General features: G+C 36.7%; 17 protein-coding genes. 6 read left to right on the top strand and 11 right to left on the bottom strand.

Annotation, left to right across the window (positions count from 1 at the left end; all coding sequences use genetic code 11):
* Window positions 1–309: 309 nt before the first annotated feature.
* A complete protein-coding gene (locus BKP57_RS19640) occupies window positions 310–504 on the bottom strand; it encodes a hypothetical protein (protein WP_050352610.1) in 195 nt (64 codons plus the stop codon).
* Window positions 505–882: 378 nt separating this feature from the next.
* Here BKP57_RS19640 and BKP57_RS19635 point away from each other — a divergent pair, with 378 nt between their 5' ends.
* Window positions 883–1,497 carry a YktB family protein gene (locus BKP57_RS19635; protein WP_050352609.1) on the top strand — a complete coding sequence of 205 codons (615 nt, stop codon included), beginning with the start codon at window positions 883–885 and terminating at the stop codon, window positions 1,495–1,497.
* 86 nt (window positions 1,498–1,583) lie between these two features.
* Here BKP57_RS19635 and BKP57_RS19630 read toward each other — a convergent pair whose 3' ends face one another.
* From BKP57_RS19630 to BKP57_RS19620, 3 genes are all read right to left on the bottom strand, one after another.
* A complete protein-coding gene (locus tag BKP57_RS19630; RefSeq protein ID WP_050353529.1) occupies window positions 1,584–1,877 on the bottom strand; it encodes a UPF0223 family protein in 294 nt (97 codons plus the stop codon).
* Window positions 1,878–2,343: 466 nt separating this feature from the next.
* Window positions 2,344–2,451: a GapA-binding peptide SR1P gene (locus BKP57_RS19625; RefSeq protein ID WP_072742214.1), complete on the bottom strand. Its 108-nt coding sequence runs from the start codon at window positions 2,449–2,451 to the stop codon at window positions 2,344–2,346.
* A gap of 445 nt (window positions 2,452–2,896) precedes the next feature.
* A complete protein-coding gene (locus BKP57_RS19620) occupies window positions 2,897–3,781 on the bottom strand; it encodes a polysaccharide deacetylase family protein (protein ID WP_072742213.1) in 885 nt (294 codons plus the stop codon).
* 708 nt (window positions 3,782–4,489) lie between these two features.
* Between BKP57_RS19620 and BKP57_RS19615 the strand changes: the two genes are divergently transcribed.
* Both BKP57_RS19615 and BKP57_RS19610 read left to right on the top strand, forming a co-directional pair.
* Window positions 4,490–6,019, top strand: a complete 1,530-nt coding sequence (locus BKP57_RS19615; RefSeq protein WP_050352607.1) for a glycine betaine uptake BCCT transporter — start codon at window positions 4,490–4,492, stop codon at window positions 6,017–6,019.
* A gap of 590 nt (window positions 6,020–6,609) precedes the next feature.
* Entirely contained in the window at window positions 6,610–6,951 is a 342-nt protein-coding gene (locus tag BKP57_RS19610; protein WP_050352606.1) for a hypothetical protein, read from the top strand.
* Between the two features lie 666 nt (window positions 6,952–7,617).
* Here BKP57_RS19610 and lpdA read toward each other — a convergent pair.
* The 6 genes from lpdA to BKP57_RS19585 form a co-directional block, all read right to left on the bottom strand.
* Complete coding sequence (gene lpdA, locus BKP57_RS19605; RefSeq protein ID WP_050352605.1) at window positions 7,618–9,024, bottom strand: dihydrolipoyl dehydrogenase; 1,407 nt, start codon at window positions 9,022–9,024, stop codon at window positions 7,618–7,620.
* Between the two features lie 4 nt (window positions 9,025–9,028).
* Entirely contained in the window at window positions 9,029–10,303 is a 1,275-nt protein-coding gene (locus tag BKP57_RS19600) for a dihydrolipoamide acetyltransferase family protein (protein WP_072742212.1), read from the bottom strand.
* Window positions 10,304–10,328: 25 nt separating this feature from the next.
* Window positions 10,329–11,306, bottom strand: coding sequence for an alpha-ketoacid dehydrogenase subunit beta (locus BKP57_RS19595; protein ID WP_050352603.1), 978 nt, complete (start codon window positions 11,304–11,306; stop codon window positions 10,329–10,331).
* Window positions 11,307–11,309: 3 nt separating this feature from the next.
* Window positions 11,310–12,353: a pyruvate dehydrogenase (acetyl-transferring) E1 component subunit alpha gene (gene pdhA, locus BKP57_RS19590; RefSeq protein ID WP_199690222.1), complete on the bottom strand. Its 1,044-nt coding sequence runs from the start codon at window positions 12,351–12,353 to the stop codon at window positions 11,310–11,312.
* Between the two features lie 675 nt (window positions 12,354–13,028).
* Window positions 13,029–13,202 carry a hypothetical protein gene (locus BKP57_RS22580; protein ID WP_198035011.1) on the bottom strand — a complete coding sequence of 58 codons (174 nt, stop codon included), beginning with the start codon at window positions 13,200–13,202 and terminating at the stop codon, window positions 13,029–13,031.
* Between the two features lie 319 nt (window positions 13,203–13,521).
* Window positions 13,522–14,211, bottom strand: coding sequence for a YkyA family protein (locus BKP57_RS19585; RefSeq protein WP_050352601.1), 690 nt, complete (start codon window positions 14,209–14,211; stop codon window positions 13,522–13,524).
* 249 nt (window positions 14,212–14,460) lie between these two features.
* On the opposite strand from BKP57_RS19585, the gene def reads away from it, so the two are divergent.
* Window positions 14,461–15,012: a peptide deformylase gene (def, locus tag BKP57_RS19580; RefSeq protein ID WP_050352600.1), complete on the top strand. Its 552-nt coding sequence runs from the start codon at window positions 14,461–14,463 to the stop codon at window positions 15,010–15,012.
* 384 nt (window positions 15,013–15,396) lie between these two features.
* On the opposite strand, the gene BKP57_RS19575 is transcribed toward def, so the two are convergent.
* Window positions 15,397–16,170, bottom strand: coding sequence for a Cof-type HAD-IIB family hydrolase (locus tag BKP57_RS19575; protein ID WP_050352599.1), 774 nt, complete (start codon window positions 16,168–16,170; stop codon window positions 15,397–15,399).
* 563 nt (window positions 16,171–16,733) lie between these two features.
* On the opposite strand from BKP57_RS19575, the gene BKP57_RS19570 reads away from it, so the two are divergent.
* Both BKP57_RS19570 and rnjA read left to right on the top strand, forming a co-directional pair.
* The gene (locus tag BKP57_RS19570; protein WP_050352598.1) at window positions 16,734–16,943 is read left to right on the top strand and encodes a DNA-dependent RNA polymerase subunit epsilon; all 210 of its coding nucleotides are present in this window, start codon (window positions 16,734–16,736) and stop codon (window positions 16,941–16,943) included.
* Window positions 16,944–16,946: 3 nt separating this feature from the next.
* Window positions 16,947–18,614 (top strand): ribonuclease J1, encoded by a 1,668-nt coding sequence (rnjA, locus tag BKP57_RS19565; protein WP_050352597.1) that lies wholly within the window; start codon window positions 16,947–16,949, stop codon window positions 18,612–18,614.
* Window positions 18,615–18,783: the final 169 nt, after the last annotated feature.

Here is an 18,783-nt window from a genome sequence, read left to right as displayed (position 1 = left end):
TCAATACTATCTATAATAGTACCAAATTTTAGATGTTCCGTCATGAAGTTTACATGTCTCTACTATCCCGAACTATGAGCTATAAATGAAGCTTTTCATAGAGAAGCCTAATGCAATGTAGTTTTTTCTTTATTCTTACTTAATTAAGAATACGATCATTTCTGAGCTCTTGAATTATCACTATGAATTTTTAAAGGTACCATTTTAATAATAACATTGCTGGCGGTGAATGCATTTCTGTTATAGTTGCCTGATAAAAAACCTTCAAGACAGTCGTAAGATTCAGCAATTGAAGGTTTTCACTTCTGCTCACTTTTGATCCTCCATTTCCAGCCATTGCTTCCTTAAATTTATTAACCGTTCTTTACTTTTTATGATAGCAACCGTATCTTCCTTCTTCATTGCGTCATAAAGTGTTACTAATTCGTAATCAATTTCCATGCGGATTACTGGCAATTTTTCCCGAGCTTCTTTTTTACGTAAAGTTTCCATTACGTACTTCAAATCTTTCACATCCTTTCCAAAGCTTCAAATTTTAGGGGGCTTTACATATATTTATGACCGTTTTTAAAATTTGGTTCGACTAACGACCCAGTTATACGTTTAAATCAAAGTCACCGTTACAAATATGACAACTACAGACGCTGAAAAACAGCATGTTCTAGACAATACAATTCTGCTGTCTTCACCTATTCCCTTTTTTGTCATATTTAAACTCCAGGGCAAATTAACGTTTGATTCATTACCTTTTAAGAAGGTAGCGTGTATAGCTTGACTTGTATTCTTTCATAATAAATAATAATGATAACGTGAATGGATTACCATTTCCAGTCAAATTTTGTAATAGCATGTGGATACAATCTACGGGAAAGGACGATATAAATGACATTTAATGGCTTTGAAAAAACAGATTTTGATACGTTTTATATTGACGGGCTTGAAAATAGGATGAAAGCCATTCAGACTAGAATTCAGCCCAAATTTCAGGAGGTCGGCAACGAATTAGTAGACCACCTAGCAGCACAACTCGGAAATGAAATGTTCCTACATATTGCTAAACATGCTAGAAGAACAGTAAATCCACCAAAAGATACATGGTTAGCAGTAGCAAATAATAAGCGAGGGTATAAAAAACACCCACACTTTCAAGTAGGTGTATTCGATGACCATGTGTTTGTCTGGTTAGCACTGATTTATGAATTAGATCATAAATCAGCGATCGCTCAAACATTTTTGGATCATTTCGAGCAATTGAAACAACTCCCGGAAAGCTTTGTTTTTTCGTTGGATCATACTAAAAAAGATGCTAAACCATTACAAGAACTAGACAGACAAGATTTAGAACGGTTTCGAGATGTAAAAAAAGCAGAGTTTTTAATAGGGCAACATTTTGCTAAAGAAGACGAGCGCATTTATAACGGACAATACTTCTTAAAGGAAATGAAAGCTACGGTTGAGCCATTAATTCCTTTTTATAAACTTGCTTTAAAAAGCTAACCATACAACTAACTCGTTATAGACAGTTCTTTCTCACGATGTAGAAAAAAAGCAATTCATGGATACAACAAAGGGAAGAAGCATTTTTATTTAAGCTTCTTCCCCTTTGTTTTATCCATCATTATAAAACGTTCTTCCGTTTCCTTTGCTTGTTTGATGACATGAAAGCTTGAATATCCTGAACCTTGTTTAAAAGTTGCAAACAACTTCTTCTCTTCACTTTTACTTGGAACTACTTGTTTAAATCCCCGATAAGCAGCCAACAAAATGTCCTTTTCGACTTTCTTTTCATACGCCTGCTCAATCAAACTAAAAAACTGGACGACTTGAATAACTTCTTCTTTGGTCCAAGTATCATCAATTGGATAATGATAACTCATCTCATTTCCTCCATTTGCACGTTCATATGTATCAATACTTTTCAGTGTAAGCGAAAACCGTGGGAGATGCAAACAATTTTCACCATTATCGTTGGCATGATTTTTGTTAAAGCTACTATGCGATTTTCTTTCATGAAATGGTTAAATATTTGCCAGGAACAAAGGCGCAAGCGCTCGTTTAGCAACAACGTAGTGCATGGAACAAATCAACTAAAGATTTAGGAATCATGCCACTAAAACAGGGGTGCGCCGACGTCTGGGCGGCAAGCCCGTTTTTAGTCGGCCTTCTCTTAGCGACGAACCGATGAGGCCTTATCGTAGGGCACATTTCTAAAGTCGCGTAGTTGCTGGGCTCATGCGCCGACGTGACTAGTTGACTAGTCGGTTATTTCGTTATCCACAAGCACTTCATTTTATAGTTTTCTGTACAGCAAAAAAGCTGCCTCCAGCAGCTTTTTTGTATAGCTTATTTATTTTCACGACAAGTCGGACAAGTACCATAAAGAGTTGTTACTTTCTCTTCTTCATACTGTTCAATGATTGTTTGGCATTCTTGGCATACTACTGTGCCCATAAGACCCAACCCCTTTTCGTTGTGATAACGTATTCATATTATAATATGTCACAATGGAAAAATCAACCCTATTTAGTATGACACATTTAATTAGAATGCTATTTTTCAATTCTGCAAGTCTTCTTCGTTCCAACCTTAAAAAAAGTTACCAAAACATACAAAGCTTTATATATAAATCACATTGCAGAAATCTCTCTATTTTGTTGTTTGCCATTACACAACATTAGAAAAACTTGGCTTGTCGCCAAGTCTTATGGCGGAAGCCTTTGTTTTTCTTATACTATAAACCAAAAAAATCTTATATTTTCCTATAGTACAAAAAAGACTCCATATAGTTGGAACTCCCATAACAGAATAAATCTATAATGGAATACAGTTCAATATATGAAGTCTCTATATTTAGTTATTTAAAAGCTCAAGTAAATGTTCGTTAGACTTCTCCTACTTACCCATCTAATGTTTGGATAAGCTTTGGATCTACCATCTCATATCCTTTATCACGTAAGCCTTTAACAATATCTGCTAACGCTTTGTTTGTCCATTCACGATCATGCATTAACAAATTCGCTCCTGGCTTTAATAAAGAATAAGTAACATCTACTTCAGGACCTTCTCCGCTCACCATGGCTTCTGTTAGCTTATTAGCGTCTTGATAAGGTGCAAAATAATCGTAACCATACGTCCAGTTCATAACGACCATCCCTTGTTCCTTAGCTACTTGTTTGGAATGATCACTATTCATACCATGCGGTGCACGGAAGAATTTTGGACGTTCTCCAATAATTTCTTCAATCTGATCACTTACACGAACGATTTCTTCTGTTTGTTCCTGTTCCGACAAATCTGGAAGCTTAGGGTGGCTATATGTATGGTTACCAATTACAAAGCCCATCTCATGAATTTCTTTCAGCATATCCTTTTGTTCTTGTGTTTCCAGAAAGTGACCATTCACGAAGAAAATTGCATTTGCATTTAAATCCTTTAAGGTTTTCGCCATTTCCAATGCATGCTTATCTGGAACATCATCGATCGTTAAAAGCACAACTTTCTCATTCGTACCTTCGCTTATTGGCACAATCGTTGCATTTTCAGAAACTTGATATTTAGGTGTTTGTTTTTCAGGATTTTCTTCTTGCTTACCGTCGCTTTTATCCTCCTGATTAGCTTCTTCTTTGTCCGCTTCGTTCTGTTTTTCTTGCTGCTGGTCATCTTTCTTTTCTTCTTTCGCTTTATCTGCATTTGTGGGTTGAGCATTCTCTTTATCCGCTCCACATGCGACGATAAATAATGCAGTTAAGATGAAAGTGACCATTAAAATAGCTTTTTTCATATAGGTCCTCCTGTCCCGATCAACTGTATAAAGCCTCCATTCTATTATAGACTGCTGGAAATTAATTGACAACAATAATCTACAGGCTTCGACTTGAAATACATAAGAATCCATTTTTGTACGAGACGTGTTAGGGCGCCTCACTGGTTGAAGATGAACGAGCATGGACTTTCAACTAGGAGCTAACCCTTTTTTTACTTGAACGATAAGATAGAATAAAAACGAGGCTTCGTTCAAAAGAGTTTCAGCGCTTTGGTAGCTACACTGAATGTCTTTTACCTATCGTACGATAAGTTTGGCTTTAAAAAGGCAAGACTTCAATCCTGAAACTGCTCTATTTTAGTAGCTCGAACGGTCGGATATAAAAGTATCGCACCAGGATAATTGATTGATAATATTAGAACGAAGAATTATCAGTGTGCACAATAAAAGAAATTGACTGAAATTCTTCTTAAATAATGGCACTTTTACTCAAAGTATATACATAATTATTCGAAAATGGATTCATTTTTCAACGCTTTTCGTTTCTTTTTCTGCTTGAAAATAGCCTGAATACAAGCTTAGCACTATTTTAGTATGTTTACACTCGGAAAGGAAATAGTAAAAGAATAAGGTTTGTTATTTGAACAAATCCAGCGCTTATGTTTTAATACAATAAGTACGTCTACATAGCTATTTAAAAAAATAAAATTAGAAAGGATTATTTTTGTGAAGAAAGTAACGCGAGTATTCTATATTTCAGCAATTGTCGCAGTACTATTCATTATTTGGGGAATAATTCCGAAAGACGTATTGCCAAATGCCAACTTAGATAACATCACGAATATAATTCAATCATTTCTTGTTGATGAGTTCGGTTGGTTTTACTTATTGAGTGCAACCTCGTTTGTTATTTTTGCGATCTATCTCATTTTTTCAAAATATGGCAATATCAAATTAGGTCGCCCCGGAGACAAACCAGAATACAGCTATTTAACATGGTTTGCTATGTTATTTAGTGCTGGTATGGGTATTGGTCTTGTATTTTGGGGAGCAGCTGAACCTTTATCTCATTTTCATGATCCACCTTTTGGAGCGGAAGAAACAAATGATGCTGCTAAAACAGCGATGCAATACAGCTTTTTCCATTGGGGAGTTCACCCTTGGGCTATATACGCTACAATTGCCTTAGCATTAGCATACTTTAAGTTTCGTAAGCAAGCACCAGGAGTTGTAAGCGCCGTTCTTGAACCGTTGTTTGGTGATCGAATTAAAGGCGCTTTAGGAACAACGATTGATTTTATTGTTGTTTTTGCCACAGTATTTGGTGTATCTACTTCTCTCGGTTTGGGAGCCATTCAAATTAGCGGTGGACTTTCATACGTTACCGGGATCGAATCAACTATTACACTTCAATTAATCATCATTGGAATTGTTACCGTCTTATATATGACTTCAGCTATGTCCGGACTAAACAGAGGAATTAAATATTTAAGTAATGCCAACCTTGTTCTAGCCGTATTACTTATGCTATTTGTATTGTTCTTGGGTCCAACCAATTTTATAATGAACTACTTTACCACAACTTTAGGAAGTTATATTCAGAACCTTCCTAGTATGAGTCTGCGCATGACTCCATTTAACGAAGAAAATTCTTCATGGCTTAATAACTGGACATTCTTTTATTGGGCTTGGTGGATTGCTTGGGCACCATTTGTAGGAACGTTTATAGCAAGGGTTTCCCGAGGAAGGACAATAAGAGAATTTGTATTAGGCGTACTACTTGTACCTACTATATTTGGAGCGTTATGGTTCTCTGTATTTGGGGGATCATCTATCTATTTGGAAACATTCAAAGGTGCAAACGTTATGCAGACAATCAATGAGCTTGGAGAGGAAACAGCCTTGTTTGCTGTGTTGGAACACTTTCCAATTGGTACTGTAATATCAATTATTGCTATTTTACTGATTTGTACCTTTTTCATTACATCTGCGGACTCAGCAACCTTTGTCCTTGGAATGCAAACAACCGGAGGAAGCTTAGACCCTGCCAACTCAGTTAAATTTATATGGGGGATTATTCAATCAAGTGCTGCAGCAGTACTGCTATGGCAAGGTGGATTGAATGCATTACAAACCGCCTCAATTATAGCAGCTTTTCCTTTTGCCATTATCATGATTTTAGTCATTTTTTCGCTCGTAAAATCATTTAGGCAAGAGGCAAAGGAGCTTGATTTAACAGGCAAAAGAAAAAGCTAGAGCCTAAATTGCTCTAGCTTTTTTTGTATATAAAGTGAAGCTTCAATTAGCGAGGGGGGTCTTTTACCCCACTGATGATTAATATCAGGTTAGCTATGACCTAAGAGCCCCTGAACAGGAACCAGATGTTTACTTCCTCACCTATCCTCCTTAGGGTTTCACAATATAGCTTCGAAGGCGAGTCCTGACTTAGTGCTAGTTACCCTTGCGCTACTTATTATAAAACGGATTATACGTTGTTCAACAGCATTTTTTCCGTCTTTAGAAGGGTTTTTGTCTCACCTGCGGTTCATTCAGCAAAACTAAATTTTTACATGAGAGAGCCTTCTTTTCCTATTTAATTTTCACTTTATAGACGATACAAACGTATATAGATGATGTTCTTCAGGTTTAGTAACTGCAGTCTAGGAATAGTCCATGTAACAATCTTTACTTTTTGTTATCCTATATTACTAGCTCTAACATAGCGTTATCAACTTTATAACAGTTGCATTACAAAGAGCATACTTACGTTCACATTTGTTAAACTAAAACTACCGACAATAAATGACAAGTAGGTGAGGATTATCAAAAAGTTAATTATTTGTCTAATGATTGCATTTGTTCTAGTCACTGGCTGTGATACTTTCAGTGCTTCAACCATTAATATTATTTCCTTTCAACCAAAAGACTATGATGTCATTTTTTATACGCACCAGAACAATAACCCATTAGAAAATCTATATTTTGATGCTATTATTGAAATAAAAGCGGATTATCCCTCCGAGTTTAGTGAAGTAAAAACTAGAGAAGTCGCAATTGATGAAGTCGAAGATGAAGTTGATCCTAAATATCCCACTTTAATTATTAGGAAAGATGATAAAATGATAGAGCGTATTACTGGACAAGCGTCAAAACAAGAAATAATAAACAAACTTAAAAATTTGTTGTAAAATATCCACAAAAACGATGTTGCATGCCAAACTTTTATTCCCACTTGAATTACAGCTGAAATATAGAAAAAACAAGCCATAAAACATTTTAAATACCACAATCTCTATTATACGTTATCCCCTATATGGCACTTACTAAATTGCTACCGTTTACTGTTACTAACTGAAACAGAGCCAATTTACTTGGTATAATATACAGATACACTTCGAAATTTAATAGTTAATTTTAATTGCTATCAACGTATTTCTTCATTTTGAACTTACAAATTATACACATTTTTTACTTCTTTTCTTCAAGTTAACAAAGCATTCGCTACGTCTTAACAACCGCCTTATTTTTCCTATTCCCCCTTGAGACTGAGACATAACTATATTATCAAAGTAAAATCCGAAGCATCTAGAACAGACGGGCGTTGCAAATAACCCACTCCGGAAAGTTTTTTCGCTTTCTGTAACCGACTGGTTGCTTTCTCGTTCTAACGGCTGCGAGATCTCGCCGATGCTTTTTCCTGTTTTAGACTTACGTATATTTCCGAAGTTAAAATAGTGCAGCATCGCTTTTAAAAGTTAATATTGTTTCATATTGAACATATATGCTATCTAGTTGTGCGTTATATTCATAAAAAAAGAGCTGCTCTGAAAATAGAACAGCTCTCTACTTTAATATTATAGCATATGAATAGGTGTACCTAGCGCTACTTCAGCAGCTTCCATCGTAATTTCACCTAGGGTTGGATGAGCGTGAATAGTTAATGCAATATCTTCTGCTGTCATACCAGCTTCAATTGCAAGTCCCAGTTCTGAAATCATATCACTCGCGTTTGGTCCAGCGATTTGTGCACCAATAACTAAGCCATCGTCTTTACGAGTAATAAGCTTCATGAATCCATCACTATCATTTAACGATAATGCACGACCGTTAGCAGCAAATGGGAACTTAGCAGCTTTGACATCATATCCTGCATCTTTTGCTTCTTGTTCCGTATAACCAACTGTAGCCAATTCTGGGTCTGAGAAGACAACAGCAGGCAAGCTTAAGTAGTCGATTTCTGCTTTCTCCCCACTAATTGCTTCTGCAGCTATTTTTCCTTCATAAGAAGCTTTATGAGCTAATGGAGGTCCAGCAACGATATCGCCGATTGCGTAGATGTTGTCAATGTTTGTACGGCATTGCTTATCAATTTTAATTAAGCCACGGTCGTCTTTTTCAATTCCAACTTGCTCTAGACCAAGATCTTCCGTATTCGGACGACGACCAACAGTAACTAATACATAATCAGCTTCCACGGTCTCTTCTTTCCCTTTAACTTCATAGGTTACTTTGACACCGTCTTTCGTCTCTTCTACGCCTTTAGCCATTGCTTCTGTAATAATGGTAACATCTTTTTTCTTCAAGCGTTTCTTCACTACTTGGCTCATTTGCTTTTCAAAACCGCCTAAAATTTCTTTAGCACCTTCAAGAACAACGATTTCTGTTCCGAAATTTGCATAAGCAGTTCCAAGCTCTGTACCAATATATCCGCCACCAATGACAACCATTTTCTTTGGAATCTCTTTAAGGTTTAATGCACCAGTGGAGTCTAGTACACGATCTGAAAATTTAAAGTTAGGAATTTCAATTGGTGTTGAACCTGTAGCAATAATACAGTTATTGAACGTATATGTTTGAGAATTCTTCTCATCCATAATCTTCGCCGTATTTTTATCTACAAAGTATACTTCACCTTTCACAATATCCACTTTATTTCCCTTTAACAGACCTTCTACTCCAGAGGTTAACTTTTTAACGACACTGCCCTTCCACTCTTGTACTTTGGAAAAGTCAACAGACACATTTTCTGTTTTAATTCCCAATTCTTCATTCCCATGAGCTTGTTGTGCTAAATGTCCAGCTTGAATTAACGCTTTGGATGGAATACATCCAACGTTTAAACAAACCCCACCTAAAGCGCCTTTGTCAGCAATCGTTACTTTTTGTCCTAACTGAGCAGCACGAATAGCAGCAACATAACCGCCAGGACCTGCTCCAACGACAAGTGTGTCTACTTCAATTGGAAAATCTCCTACTACCATAAACTCACGCCTCCATCATAATTAGTTGTGGATCGCTTAATAATCGCTTGATTTGATTTAGAGCATGCTGAGCAGTTGCTCCATCAATAATGCGATGATCAAAGCTTAATGACAATGCAAGTACAGGTGCAACTACAACTTCTCCATCGCGAGCTACTGGTTTTTCTGCAATGCGTCCAATACCTAGAATTACCGCTTCTGGGTAATTCAACACTGGTGTAAACCATTGTCCACCTGCTGAACCAATATTCGTAATTGTATTTGATGCACCACTCATCTCTTCAGGTGATAGTTTACCACTTCTAGCCTTTTCTGCCAATTCATTAATCTCTTTAGAGATTTCAAAAATGGACTTACGATCTGCATTTTTAACAACCGGAACAAGCAGACCTTTATCAGTATCTGCAGCAATACCAACGTTGTAGTAATGTTTATGAACAATTTCATTTGTTTCATCATCAACAGAAGCATTAATCATTGGGAATTTCTTCGAAGCAGAAACAAGAGCTTTAACAACATACGGTAAGTACGTTAACTTAATTTCCTGTTCTGCAGCGACTGCTTTAAATTTCTTACGATGAGCAACTAATTCTGTCACATCAACTTCATCCAATAAAGTTACATGAGGAGCCTTCGTTTTAGAATTAACCATTGCATTCGCAATTGCTTTACGGATTCCACTCATAGCTTCACGAGACTCAGGGAAGTCACCTGCTGTTGCTGCCGTAGCAGTTTCTTTCTTCGGTGCTGCTTCATCTTTTGCCTCAGTTACTTTAGCAGCTGGCTGATCTCCACTTAGATAAGCATCGATATCTTCTTTTAAAATACGCCCATTTTTACCTGTACCTGTAACTTTAGTAATCGAAACCCCGTTATCACGTGCATATTTTCTTACTGATGGCATTGCGATTACACGCGTATCATCTTCTTCTTCGACTTCAGCTGATGCAGCATCAGCGGTTTCAGCTTGCGTTTCCTTAGCTGGAGTTTCTTCAGCTTTAGCGTCCGCACTTGCTTCTTCCTCATCATCTGATTCGTAGCCTTCTGCATCAAAAGTGATTATTGTATCACCTACAACTGCTACTGTTCCTTCTTCTACATGCAATTTTGTCACAGTTCCATCAACTGGTGATGGGATTTCCACAACTGCTTTATCGTTTTGCACTTCACACAAAACATCATCTTCTTTTACTTCGTCGCCTTCATTGACGAACCACTTAACGATTTCACCTTCGTGAATCCCTTCACCAATGTCAGGTAATTTAAAATTGAAAGCCATAAAAATTTTACCTCCTGTCTCTTAATTAAAAGTTCATCACACTGTTTACTTTTTCTACGATGTCTTTATGATTCGGTAACCATACTTCTTCTGCCTCTGAGAATGCATAAACGGTGTCTGGAGCAGTAACACGCAATACAGGAGCTTCTAAGTGTAAAATTGCACGTTCTTGTATTTCTGCTACCACATTCGCAGCAACACCTGCTTGACGTTGAGCTTCTTGAACCACGACAACGCGATTTGTTTTCTTAACCGATTCAATAATTGTTTCAATATCAAGTGGTGATACAGTACGTAAGTCAATAACCTCAGCATTAATACCATTTTCAGCTAGTTCATCTGCTGCTTTAAGACAAGCATGAACCATTGCGCCATAAGCAATCAATGTAACATCTGTACCTTCACGCTTAACGTCCGCTTTTCCTAATTCAATTGTATATTCCTCTTCAGGAACTTCACCACGGAAAGAACGGTATAGTTTCATATGTTCTAGAAAGATAACCGGATCATTATCACGAATAGAAGCAATGAGCAACCCTTTTGCATCATAAGGAGTGGAAGGAATTACAACCTTCAATCCAGGCTGCTGTGCAACTAAACCTTCTAAAGAATCCGCATGAAGTTCAGGAGTATGAACCCCACCACCAAATGGTGCACGTACGGTAATAGGTGAATGATGGACACCACCGGAACGATATCGCATACGTGCCATTTGTCCACTAATTGAATCCATCACTTCATATATGAAGCCGAAGAATTGAATTTCAGGAACAGGTCGGAAGCCTTGCAAGCCAAGACCAATAGCCAAACCGCCGATACCTGATTCAGCTAAAGGTGTATCAAATACACGCTCTTCACCAAACTCAGCTTGAAGTCCTTCAGTAGCACGGAACACGCCACCATTCTTACCGACATCTTCCCCGAAAACAAGCACATTTTCATCATTCTTTAGCTCTGTGCGTAGTGCGTCTGTAATGGCTTGGATCATTGTCATTTGTGCCATGATTTACTTCGACTCCTTTTCTTTATATTCTTCCATTTGCTCCTGCAAGTTATATGGAAGTTCTTCATACATATTTGCCATTAAATCGGTAACTTTTTGTTTTGGATATTGATCAGCTTGCTTAATCGCTTGTTTAATTTCTTCTTTTGCTTGATCAATCACTTTGTTCTCTTCTTCTTCAGACCATAGATTTTTCGATTCTAAATATTTACGGTAACGAACAAGTGGATCTTTCTTTTCCCACTCATTATCTAAATCTTCCGTACGGTAACGAGTTGGGTCATCGCCAGCCATTGTATGTGGTCCATAACGGTATGTCAATGTTTCAATGAGCATTGGTCCTTCCCCATTAATTGCTCGCTCTCTTGCATGCTTTGTAGCTGCATAAACAGCAAGTACATCCATACCGTCTACTTGGATACCTTCAATCCCAGCTGCAACAGCTTTTTGTGCCAATGTTTTCGCGTTTGTTTGCTTTTCTACTGGAACGGAAATAGCAAAACGGTTATTTTGCACAAAGAAAATTGCTGGTGCTTTATACGCGCCTGCAAAGTTAATTCCTTCATAAAAATCACCTTGTGACGTACCACCGTCACCAGTATACGTAACAGCCACATTTTTCTTGCCGCGTTTTTTCATGCCTAAAGCGACTCCAGCAGCCTGTACATATTGTGCACCAATAATAATTTGTGGACTCACTGCATGAACGCCTTCAGGCATCTGGTTGCCGTGAAAGTGTCCTCTAGAGAATAAGAACGCTTGGTATAATGGTAACCCCTGCCAAATTAATTGAGGTACATCACGATATCCTGGCAATAGAAAATCTTCTTGTTCAAGTGCGAATTGACTTCCTAATTGGGAAGCTTCCTGTCCTGCTGTTGGTGCATAGAATCCTAAACGACCTTGACGGTTTAAAGCAATCGAACGCTGGTCCAGCACTCGTGTGTAAACCATTCTACGCATAAGCTCTTTTAACTGCTCGTCCGAAAGATCAGGTACATCTTCTTCATTGACAATCTTTCCATCTTCGTTAAGAATTTGGAACATTTCGAACTGACTTTCAACACTCTCTAGTACGTGTTTCAAAATAGTTCACCTCTTCCTTTCTGTATCCATCTTCATATTATCATTTCTAGCCTACCCAAAATCAGAAAAAAACTGTACTTTTAAAGGTATTCCCTTTTTTGCTTAAGATAAATCTATAAGTGAATGCCCAAAGGAAGAGCACACAAATTTACAATTCCTTGCTCTGTTTCAGATAGTAAGGGGCTATATTTGTGTTCTCTTTCTGTACGTACATACACCCGATAAACAGTTACAAAACTGTTACATAAAAAAGCAAATTATCATTAGTACAATTTCTTTTCATATAAATTCTAGCTCAATTCTTCTTAGTGGTCAAACACTTTGTTTTCTTTAATTAATTTTTACATAAATCGAAAAACACCCCCCTCTATAAAAACGCTTTCTCTATGTTTCTGTTATAGTTCATTTTAACATCTGTATTACTAATTGACCTAAAAGAATTTTTTGCTTTAAACATGAATTTAGAGCTCCTTCCCGATTAACCTTTAAAGCTTCTCCCCTTTTGTTTCGTACTTTTTCACCCATAGATAAAGTGATTCTTCTATCAGTGAGGGTTTTCATTCATCCCCCACGGCTTATTAGTACCGTAATGGTATGACCTAAAGGTCTCTAACGAAATAGGGCATTTAGGTGCTGTTATCTCCCGTTTAGACTCGTTGCAGTACAGATTTTATCCAACTCTTGAAGTGGGAACAGCACCTTATATACGGGATAAACCCGTTGGTATGAAAGTCTATATTTATCAGCAGTTCCTTGATATCTTTTCCGTGCTCCAAGCAGTAACCAGTTATCTCCATTTTTTCCTCCCAAATGGTTTTCTTCCTTTCGTCATAGAACGTGCTCTCCCTTTTCTCGTGTCTTTTAATTATCTATGATCATTATACTTATTTATCCACTCATTGAGCACGAAATTACTTGAAATCAGATACTTTCAAGACAACTTCTTTATAGGAATAATCTTCCGACAAATAATCAAGCACAGCTTTCCTATAGTGTAAAAAAACTCCCCTTAAAGGAAAACAGATTTTTATTTTTTAATCTGTCTACTTTAAGGGGAGCATATTAAATTTGATTGTTCGGCTTTTTTTATATACTATTTGCTTATGTCCAAGGCTTCTTTTCAATCCACTTACTTATCTTCTGGTTTCTTGTCTGACTCACCTTCATATGTAACATTCATGCCTGTCTGTTCATAAAACTCCTTTTTCATTTCATTATAGGCTTTTGTATGTTTATTAAAGGCTTCGTTTGACTCAATCACTTTTTCGTAAGCTTTATTAATAGCATTTATTTTTTCAGTTAACGTTTCTTGTTTTAAGTCTTCTTTCGATAATAATTCATACATTTCTTTTTCCAACTTTAAAGCATTATTATAAGCTTTATTTAACTTACCATACGAATCATAACGCTGATCCATTGTTTTAATCATTTTTTCAGCTGTTTCTTTTACTTCTTTTCCTTCTAGATCTGCAATAATTTCTTTTGTATTGGAAAATTCTTCTTTTGCTTTCTCGATACTTTCCTGCTCTTTCTTTATTGCTTCAGAACGCTTATCAACTGTTTCAATTCCTTGGTCAGCAAGCTTTTTAATTTCATCCATTTCATCTTTGCCAAGACCCATAATTTCCTTATATAGTTCCTGCTCTTTCTTCTCCAAATCTGTTATTTTACTTTGCTGTTTTTCAAACCCTTCTTCTAAAGTGACTGCTTCTTCCAAATGGTTTTGTATTTTCTCCTCGGGTGTTTCATTACTGCACGCAGTTATTATAAATAAAAGCATGAATCCTAATGCAATGATTACAGACTTTTTTATTGACATTATTAACCTCCTACACCTTTAAATCAAATATACGATTAATAGTATAACATAAATCAGCTTGTACAAAAGAAAAAATAATGAAACGATGATCTCAATAACGTCGTAAAAAAAATAGAACACTAGAAATAATGATCTTTCATGAAAAAAGATTATAGAAATAGCTATATTCTATAGCAAATTATGATGAAACAGGCATAAATATGATAAAATATTCATTGGAAAGATGGATATAGAATTGGGAGTGGTACAATGCTTACTATGAAAGATATCGTACGGGAAGGTCACCCTTCATTAACAACAGTCGCTGATGAAGTAACAATACCCTTAACTGAAACTGATAAACAATTACTTGGAGACATGTTGCAATTTTTAAAGAACAGTCAAGATGAAGAGATAGCAGAAAAATATCAGCTCCGTGCTGGTGTTGGTTTAGCAGCTCCTCAACTAGGTATAAATAAACGATTGATAGCTGTTCATTTTGAAGATGGGAATGGAAAAAAATATAGTTATGGTCTTGCTAACCCAAAAATCGTCAGTCATTCTGTAGAAAAAGCTTATCTTCCATCTGGAGAAGGTTGTTTATCTGTTGACAGAAATGTGGAAGGATATGTTCCAAGGCATGCCAGAGTTTCCATAAAGGCTATATCTATGGATGGGGAAGCTATTAAATTACGTTTAAAAGGATATGCCGCTATCGTATTTCAACATGAAATAGACCATTTAAATGGAATCATGTTTTACGATCATATTAATAAACAAAACCCCTACTTTATACCAGAGAATGCAAAACCTGTAGAATAAAAAACAGCAGCTGAAACGGCTGCTGTTTTTTATTCGAAGATAAGAAACCAGCATGGCTCGCCTAGAGCGCGAGCCACCATCTATCATGAAAAAACTTTTGCTTTATAATGTTTAGATTCTTAAAATACTGTCTAAAATAAATGAGTTAGATAAGTTAATAGAGTTGTTTTTTCATACAAAGTATAAATATAGGCGCTTGGAGATAACGAAATAACTGAATAGCCACGTCCGGCGCATGAGCCCAGCAACGATGCGACTTTAGAAATGCGCCCTACGATAAGTCATCATCGGTTCGTCGCCTCACCGTGATTCCTAAATCTTTAGTTGATTCGTTACATTCGCTACGTTGCTAAACGGGCGCCCCGCGCCTTTGTTCCTAACCATTTAGATTAAAGCAAAATGTTTAAGCCCTTTTGCAAGACCATCTTTGTCCACATCATCGGTTATATAATCTGCTACCTGCTTCAAATCAGCAATGGCATTCCCCATTGCTACACCAGTACCAATTTCCTTGAGCATTTCCATGTCGTTTAAGCCATCTCCGAAAGCATAGGTATCTTCAACTGCTAGCCCGCTAGCCTCCATTAATTTTTGAACACCTATGGCTTTCGATCCGCCCATTGGAATAATATCGCATGAATACTCATGCCAACGTATAAAGTCTAACGTATGATGCTGGTCTGCTAATTGCATTTCTTCCTCTTGCTTACAAAAAAGTAGTGCTTGATAAATTGGTCCGGATTGATAAAAATTCGGATCAACTTCCGGATAACCGAAATCCATACTTTTTAAACTTTCTTCTATAAATGGGTGTCTTGACACAGAAGCTTTCATCTGCTGATGGCTTGAAAATACAATGGGGTATTTCCTTTCTGTTATTGCTTGATTTAACCGAAAAAGATCATCTTCTTTAATTGGGTTTTTATAAACCTCTTCGCCTTCAAACACAACATATTGCCCATTAAAACTGACAAAGGATTGAATGTTCAATGCTTCCCGAATATGATCAAACATAAACGGGGCTCTTCCAGTAGCAATTGCCACATAAACCCCATTATCTTGCATTTTTTTAATTGCTTCCTTAGTAGAGCCCGGAATTTCATTTGTTGCGGTCAGAATTGTGCCGTCAATATCCAAAAAAACCATTTTCTCATGCATGCGTATTTCCCCTTTTCTAGTGTATAAAATAAACCTTAATGTAAAAACTAAGCATAGTAATAATCGGAAATCGTATTGTTGTAAAACGTTCGTCGCTGCTTATAAAATTATTAAAAAAGGAGAATTAAATCTTTTCTTTACCTATTTTTATCACAGCGATGAGAAATTATTTTTAAGAAAAAGCGTATTTTTATTTCAAATTTCCTCAAGTCATACTATACTATAGATAAGAGGGATTGGATCGGTAGATGTTTTTATTGCTTTTCTTAATATAAAGAAAGGAGATGACACGTCATGCTAAAGCGTCTAAGAGAAAAGCTCAAGAAACGCTGGAAAGACTTTTTAGGCCGAGGACGTGTACCAACTACTTGTAAAAAGACTACCAATGATTAATTTACCCAATCACATACTAAAGGTACCATAAAGTTCATGAAAAAGACAAAGCTACGCTATTCGGAAAAAGAGGATACCTTTATCATATATTCTTGTGTCGGGTAACTCATTAAATACGTGTTCAAAAGGATAAAAATAATAAACAACGAAACTATTCAAGGAGAGATGAGATGATTTACAAAGTTTTATATCAGGAACTGGCTGATGAAATTCCAGTTCGAGAACGTACGAAAAGTGCCTATGTAGAAGGTGATTCTGTAAGAGCAGTTAGAGCAAAAATAAATGAACGCAAGTATAACATTGAATATATTCATGAACTGGATGAAGCACATTTAGCATATGAAAAACAATCCGAAGATTTTTACGTGGAGAAAATCTAAACAATGAAATTCGTAAAAAATGATCAGGCTGCCGTCTTTGCTCTAGGTGGCTTAGGAGAAATCGGAAAAAATACGTATGGCGTTCAATTTCAGGATGAGATCGTATTAATCGATGCAGGAATTAAATTCCCTGAGGATGAATTGCTAGGCATCGATTACGTGATCCCTGATTATACGTATCTTGTACAGAACCAAGACAAAATTAAAGGATTATTTATTACTCACGGACACGAAGATCATATTGGGGGAATCCCATATCTTCTCCGTGAAATTAATGTGCCGATATATGCTGGTAAGCTTGCGTTAGGATTAATCAGAAATAAGTTAGAAGAACACGGTTTATTAAGAAATGCAAAATTATTAACGATACAAGAAGACGATATTATTAAATTCCGAAAAACATCCGTTAGCTTTTTCCGAACGACTCATAGCATTCCCGATTCCTATGGTATTGTAGTGAAAACTCCACCAGGAAATATTGTTCATACTGGAGATTTTAAGTTTGATTTCACTCCTGTTGGAGAGCCCGCTAATTTATCAAGGATGGCAGAAATTGGAAATGAGGGTGTGCTTTGTCTTTTATCAGATAGTACGAACAGTGAAGTTCCCGGGTTTACGATGTCCGAAAAAGTGGTTGGAGGAAACATAAAAGATATTTTCAGCAGAGTTGACGGTAGGGTAATATTTGCAACTTTTGCTTCAAATATTTATCGATTACAGCAAGTAGTAGAAGCATCTGTGAAAAACAATCGAAAAATAGCTGTATTCGGTAGGAGTATGGAATCCGCCATTAACCTTGGGCAAGAATTAGGTTATATTCAAGCACCAAAGGATACGTTTATTGACGCCAATCAAATAAACCGTCTCCCAGCGCAAGAAGTAACCATTTTATGTACTGGATCCCAAGGCGAACCAATGGCTGCTCTTTCAAGAATTGCCAATGGTACCCATCGTCAAATTCAAATTATCCCTGGCGATACAGTTGTGTTCTCTTCATCCCCAATCCCTGGAAACACAATTAGTGTCAGCCGGACAATCAATAAATTATATCGAGCAGGCGCAGATGTCATTCATGGCAAGCTAACGAATATTCATACGTCTGGTCACGGCAGTCAAGAAGAACAAAAGCTCATGTTGCGTTTAATCAAACCAAAATTCTTTATGCCAATTCATGGTGAATATCGAATGCTGAAAGAACATGTTAAATTGGCAGATGCTTGTGATGTAGACTTGGACAATTGCTTTGTCATGGACAATGGAGATGTTTTAGCACTTGGAAAGGATACAGCTACAATTGCCGGAAAAATCCCTTCAGGTTCGGTCTATGTAGATGGAAACGGAATTGGTGATATAGGAAATATTGTCCTCCGGGATCGTCGAATACTTTCAGAAGAAGGATTAGTTATTGTAGTTGTAAGTATTAACATGAAAGAGTTTAAAATATCTGCAGGTCCCGACATCATTTCACGTGGATTTGTGTATATGAGAGAATCAGAGGACTTAATTAACGAAGCACAAAAATTAGTCGCCGCTCATCTAGCTAAAGTGATGGAACGTAAAACAACGCAATGGTCAGAGATTAAAAATGAAATCACCGATACAATCGCTCCTTTTCTTTATGAAAAGACAAAACGTCGGCCCATGGTTTTACCTATTATCATGGAAGTTTAAAAAGAAAAAACAGCCAGCTGGCTGTTTTTTTGTTATGAATTCGAAAACTGTTATTATTGACTAATAATTGACAGATAACGGGTTTTTATATTCATGCATTTAATAACATATCTCTCCCATTCTCAGCGATAAGTTAGCATCATATAATCCCGCCAATGCTATGTTCAGT

The sequence above is a fragment of the Virgibacillus sp. 6R genome (genome assembly GCF_001895305.1).
GTDB lineage: Bacteria > Bacillota > Bacilli > Bacillales > Amphibacillaceae > Virgibacillus > Virgibacillus pantothenticus.
The sequence above is the reverse complement of the archived record's forward strand: the minus strand, read 5'-3'. Positions and strand labels throughout refer to the sequence as shown.

Excerpts from the sequence above, each read along its gene's own strand:
- BKP57_RS19635 (WP_050352609.1), top strand. The coding sequence starts at position 883 with ATGACATTTAATGGCTTTGAAAAAACAGATTTTGATACGTTTTATATT.
- BKP57_RS19630 (WP_050353529.1), bottom strand. The coding sequence starts at position 1,877 with ATGAGTTATCATTATCCAATTGATGATACTTGGACCAAAGAAGAAGTT.
- BKP57_RS19625 (WP_072742214.1), bottom strand. The coding sequence starts at position 2,451 with ATGGGCACAGTAGTATGCCAAGAATGCCAAACAATCATTGAACAGTAT.
- BKP57_RS19620 (WP_072742213.1), bottom strand. The coding sequence starts at position 3,781 with ATGAAAAAAGCTATTTTAATGGTCACTTTCATCTTAACTGCATTATTT.
- BKP57_RS19610 (WP_050352606.1), top strand. The coding sequence starts at position 6,610 with ATGATTGCATTTGTTCTAGTCACTGGCTGTGATACTTTCAGTGCTTCA.
- lpdA (WP_050352605.1), bottom strand. The coding sequence starts at position 9,024 with ATGGTAGTAGGAGATTTTCCAATTGAAGTAGACACACTTGTCGTTGGA.
- BKP57_RS19600 (WP_072742212.1), bottom strand. The coding sequence starts at position 10,303 with ATGGCTTTCAATTTTAAATTACCTGACATTGGTGAAGGGATTCACGAA.
- BKP57_RS19595 (WP_050352603.1), bottom strand. The coding sequence starts at position 11,306 with ATGGCACAAATGACAATGATCCAAGCCATTACAGACGCACTACGCACA.
- pdhA (WP_199690222.1), bottom strand. The coding sequence starts at position 12,353 with ATGTTCCAAATTCTTAACGAAGATGGAAAGATTGTCAATGAAGAAGAT.
- BKP57_RS19585 (WP_050352601.1), bottom strand. The coding sequence starts at position 14,211 with ATGTCAATAAAAAAGTCTGTAATCATTGCATTAGGATTCATGCTTTTA.
- def (WP_050352600.1), top strand. The coding sequence starts at position 14,461 with ATGCTTACTATGAAAGATATCGTACGGGAAGGTCACCCTTCATTAACA.
- BKP57_RS19575 (WP_050352599.1), bottom strand. The coding sequence starts at position 16,170 with ATGCATGAGAAAATGGTTTTTTTGGATATTGACGGCACAATTCTGACC.
- BKP57_RS19570 (WP_050352598.1), top strand. The coding sequence starts at position 16,734 with ATGATTTACAAAGTTTTATATCAGGAACTGGCTGATGAAATTCCAGTT.
- rnjA (WP_050352597.1), top strand. The coding sequence starts at position 16,947 with ATGAAATTCGTAAAAAATGATCAGGCTGCCGTCTTTGCTCTAGGTGGC.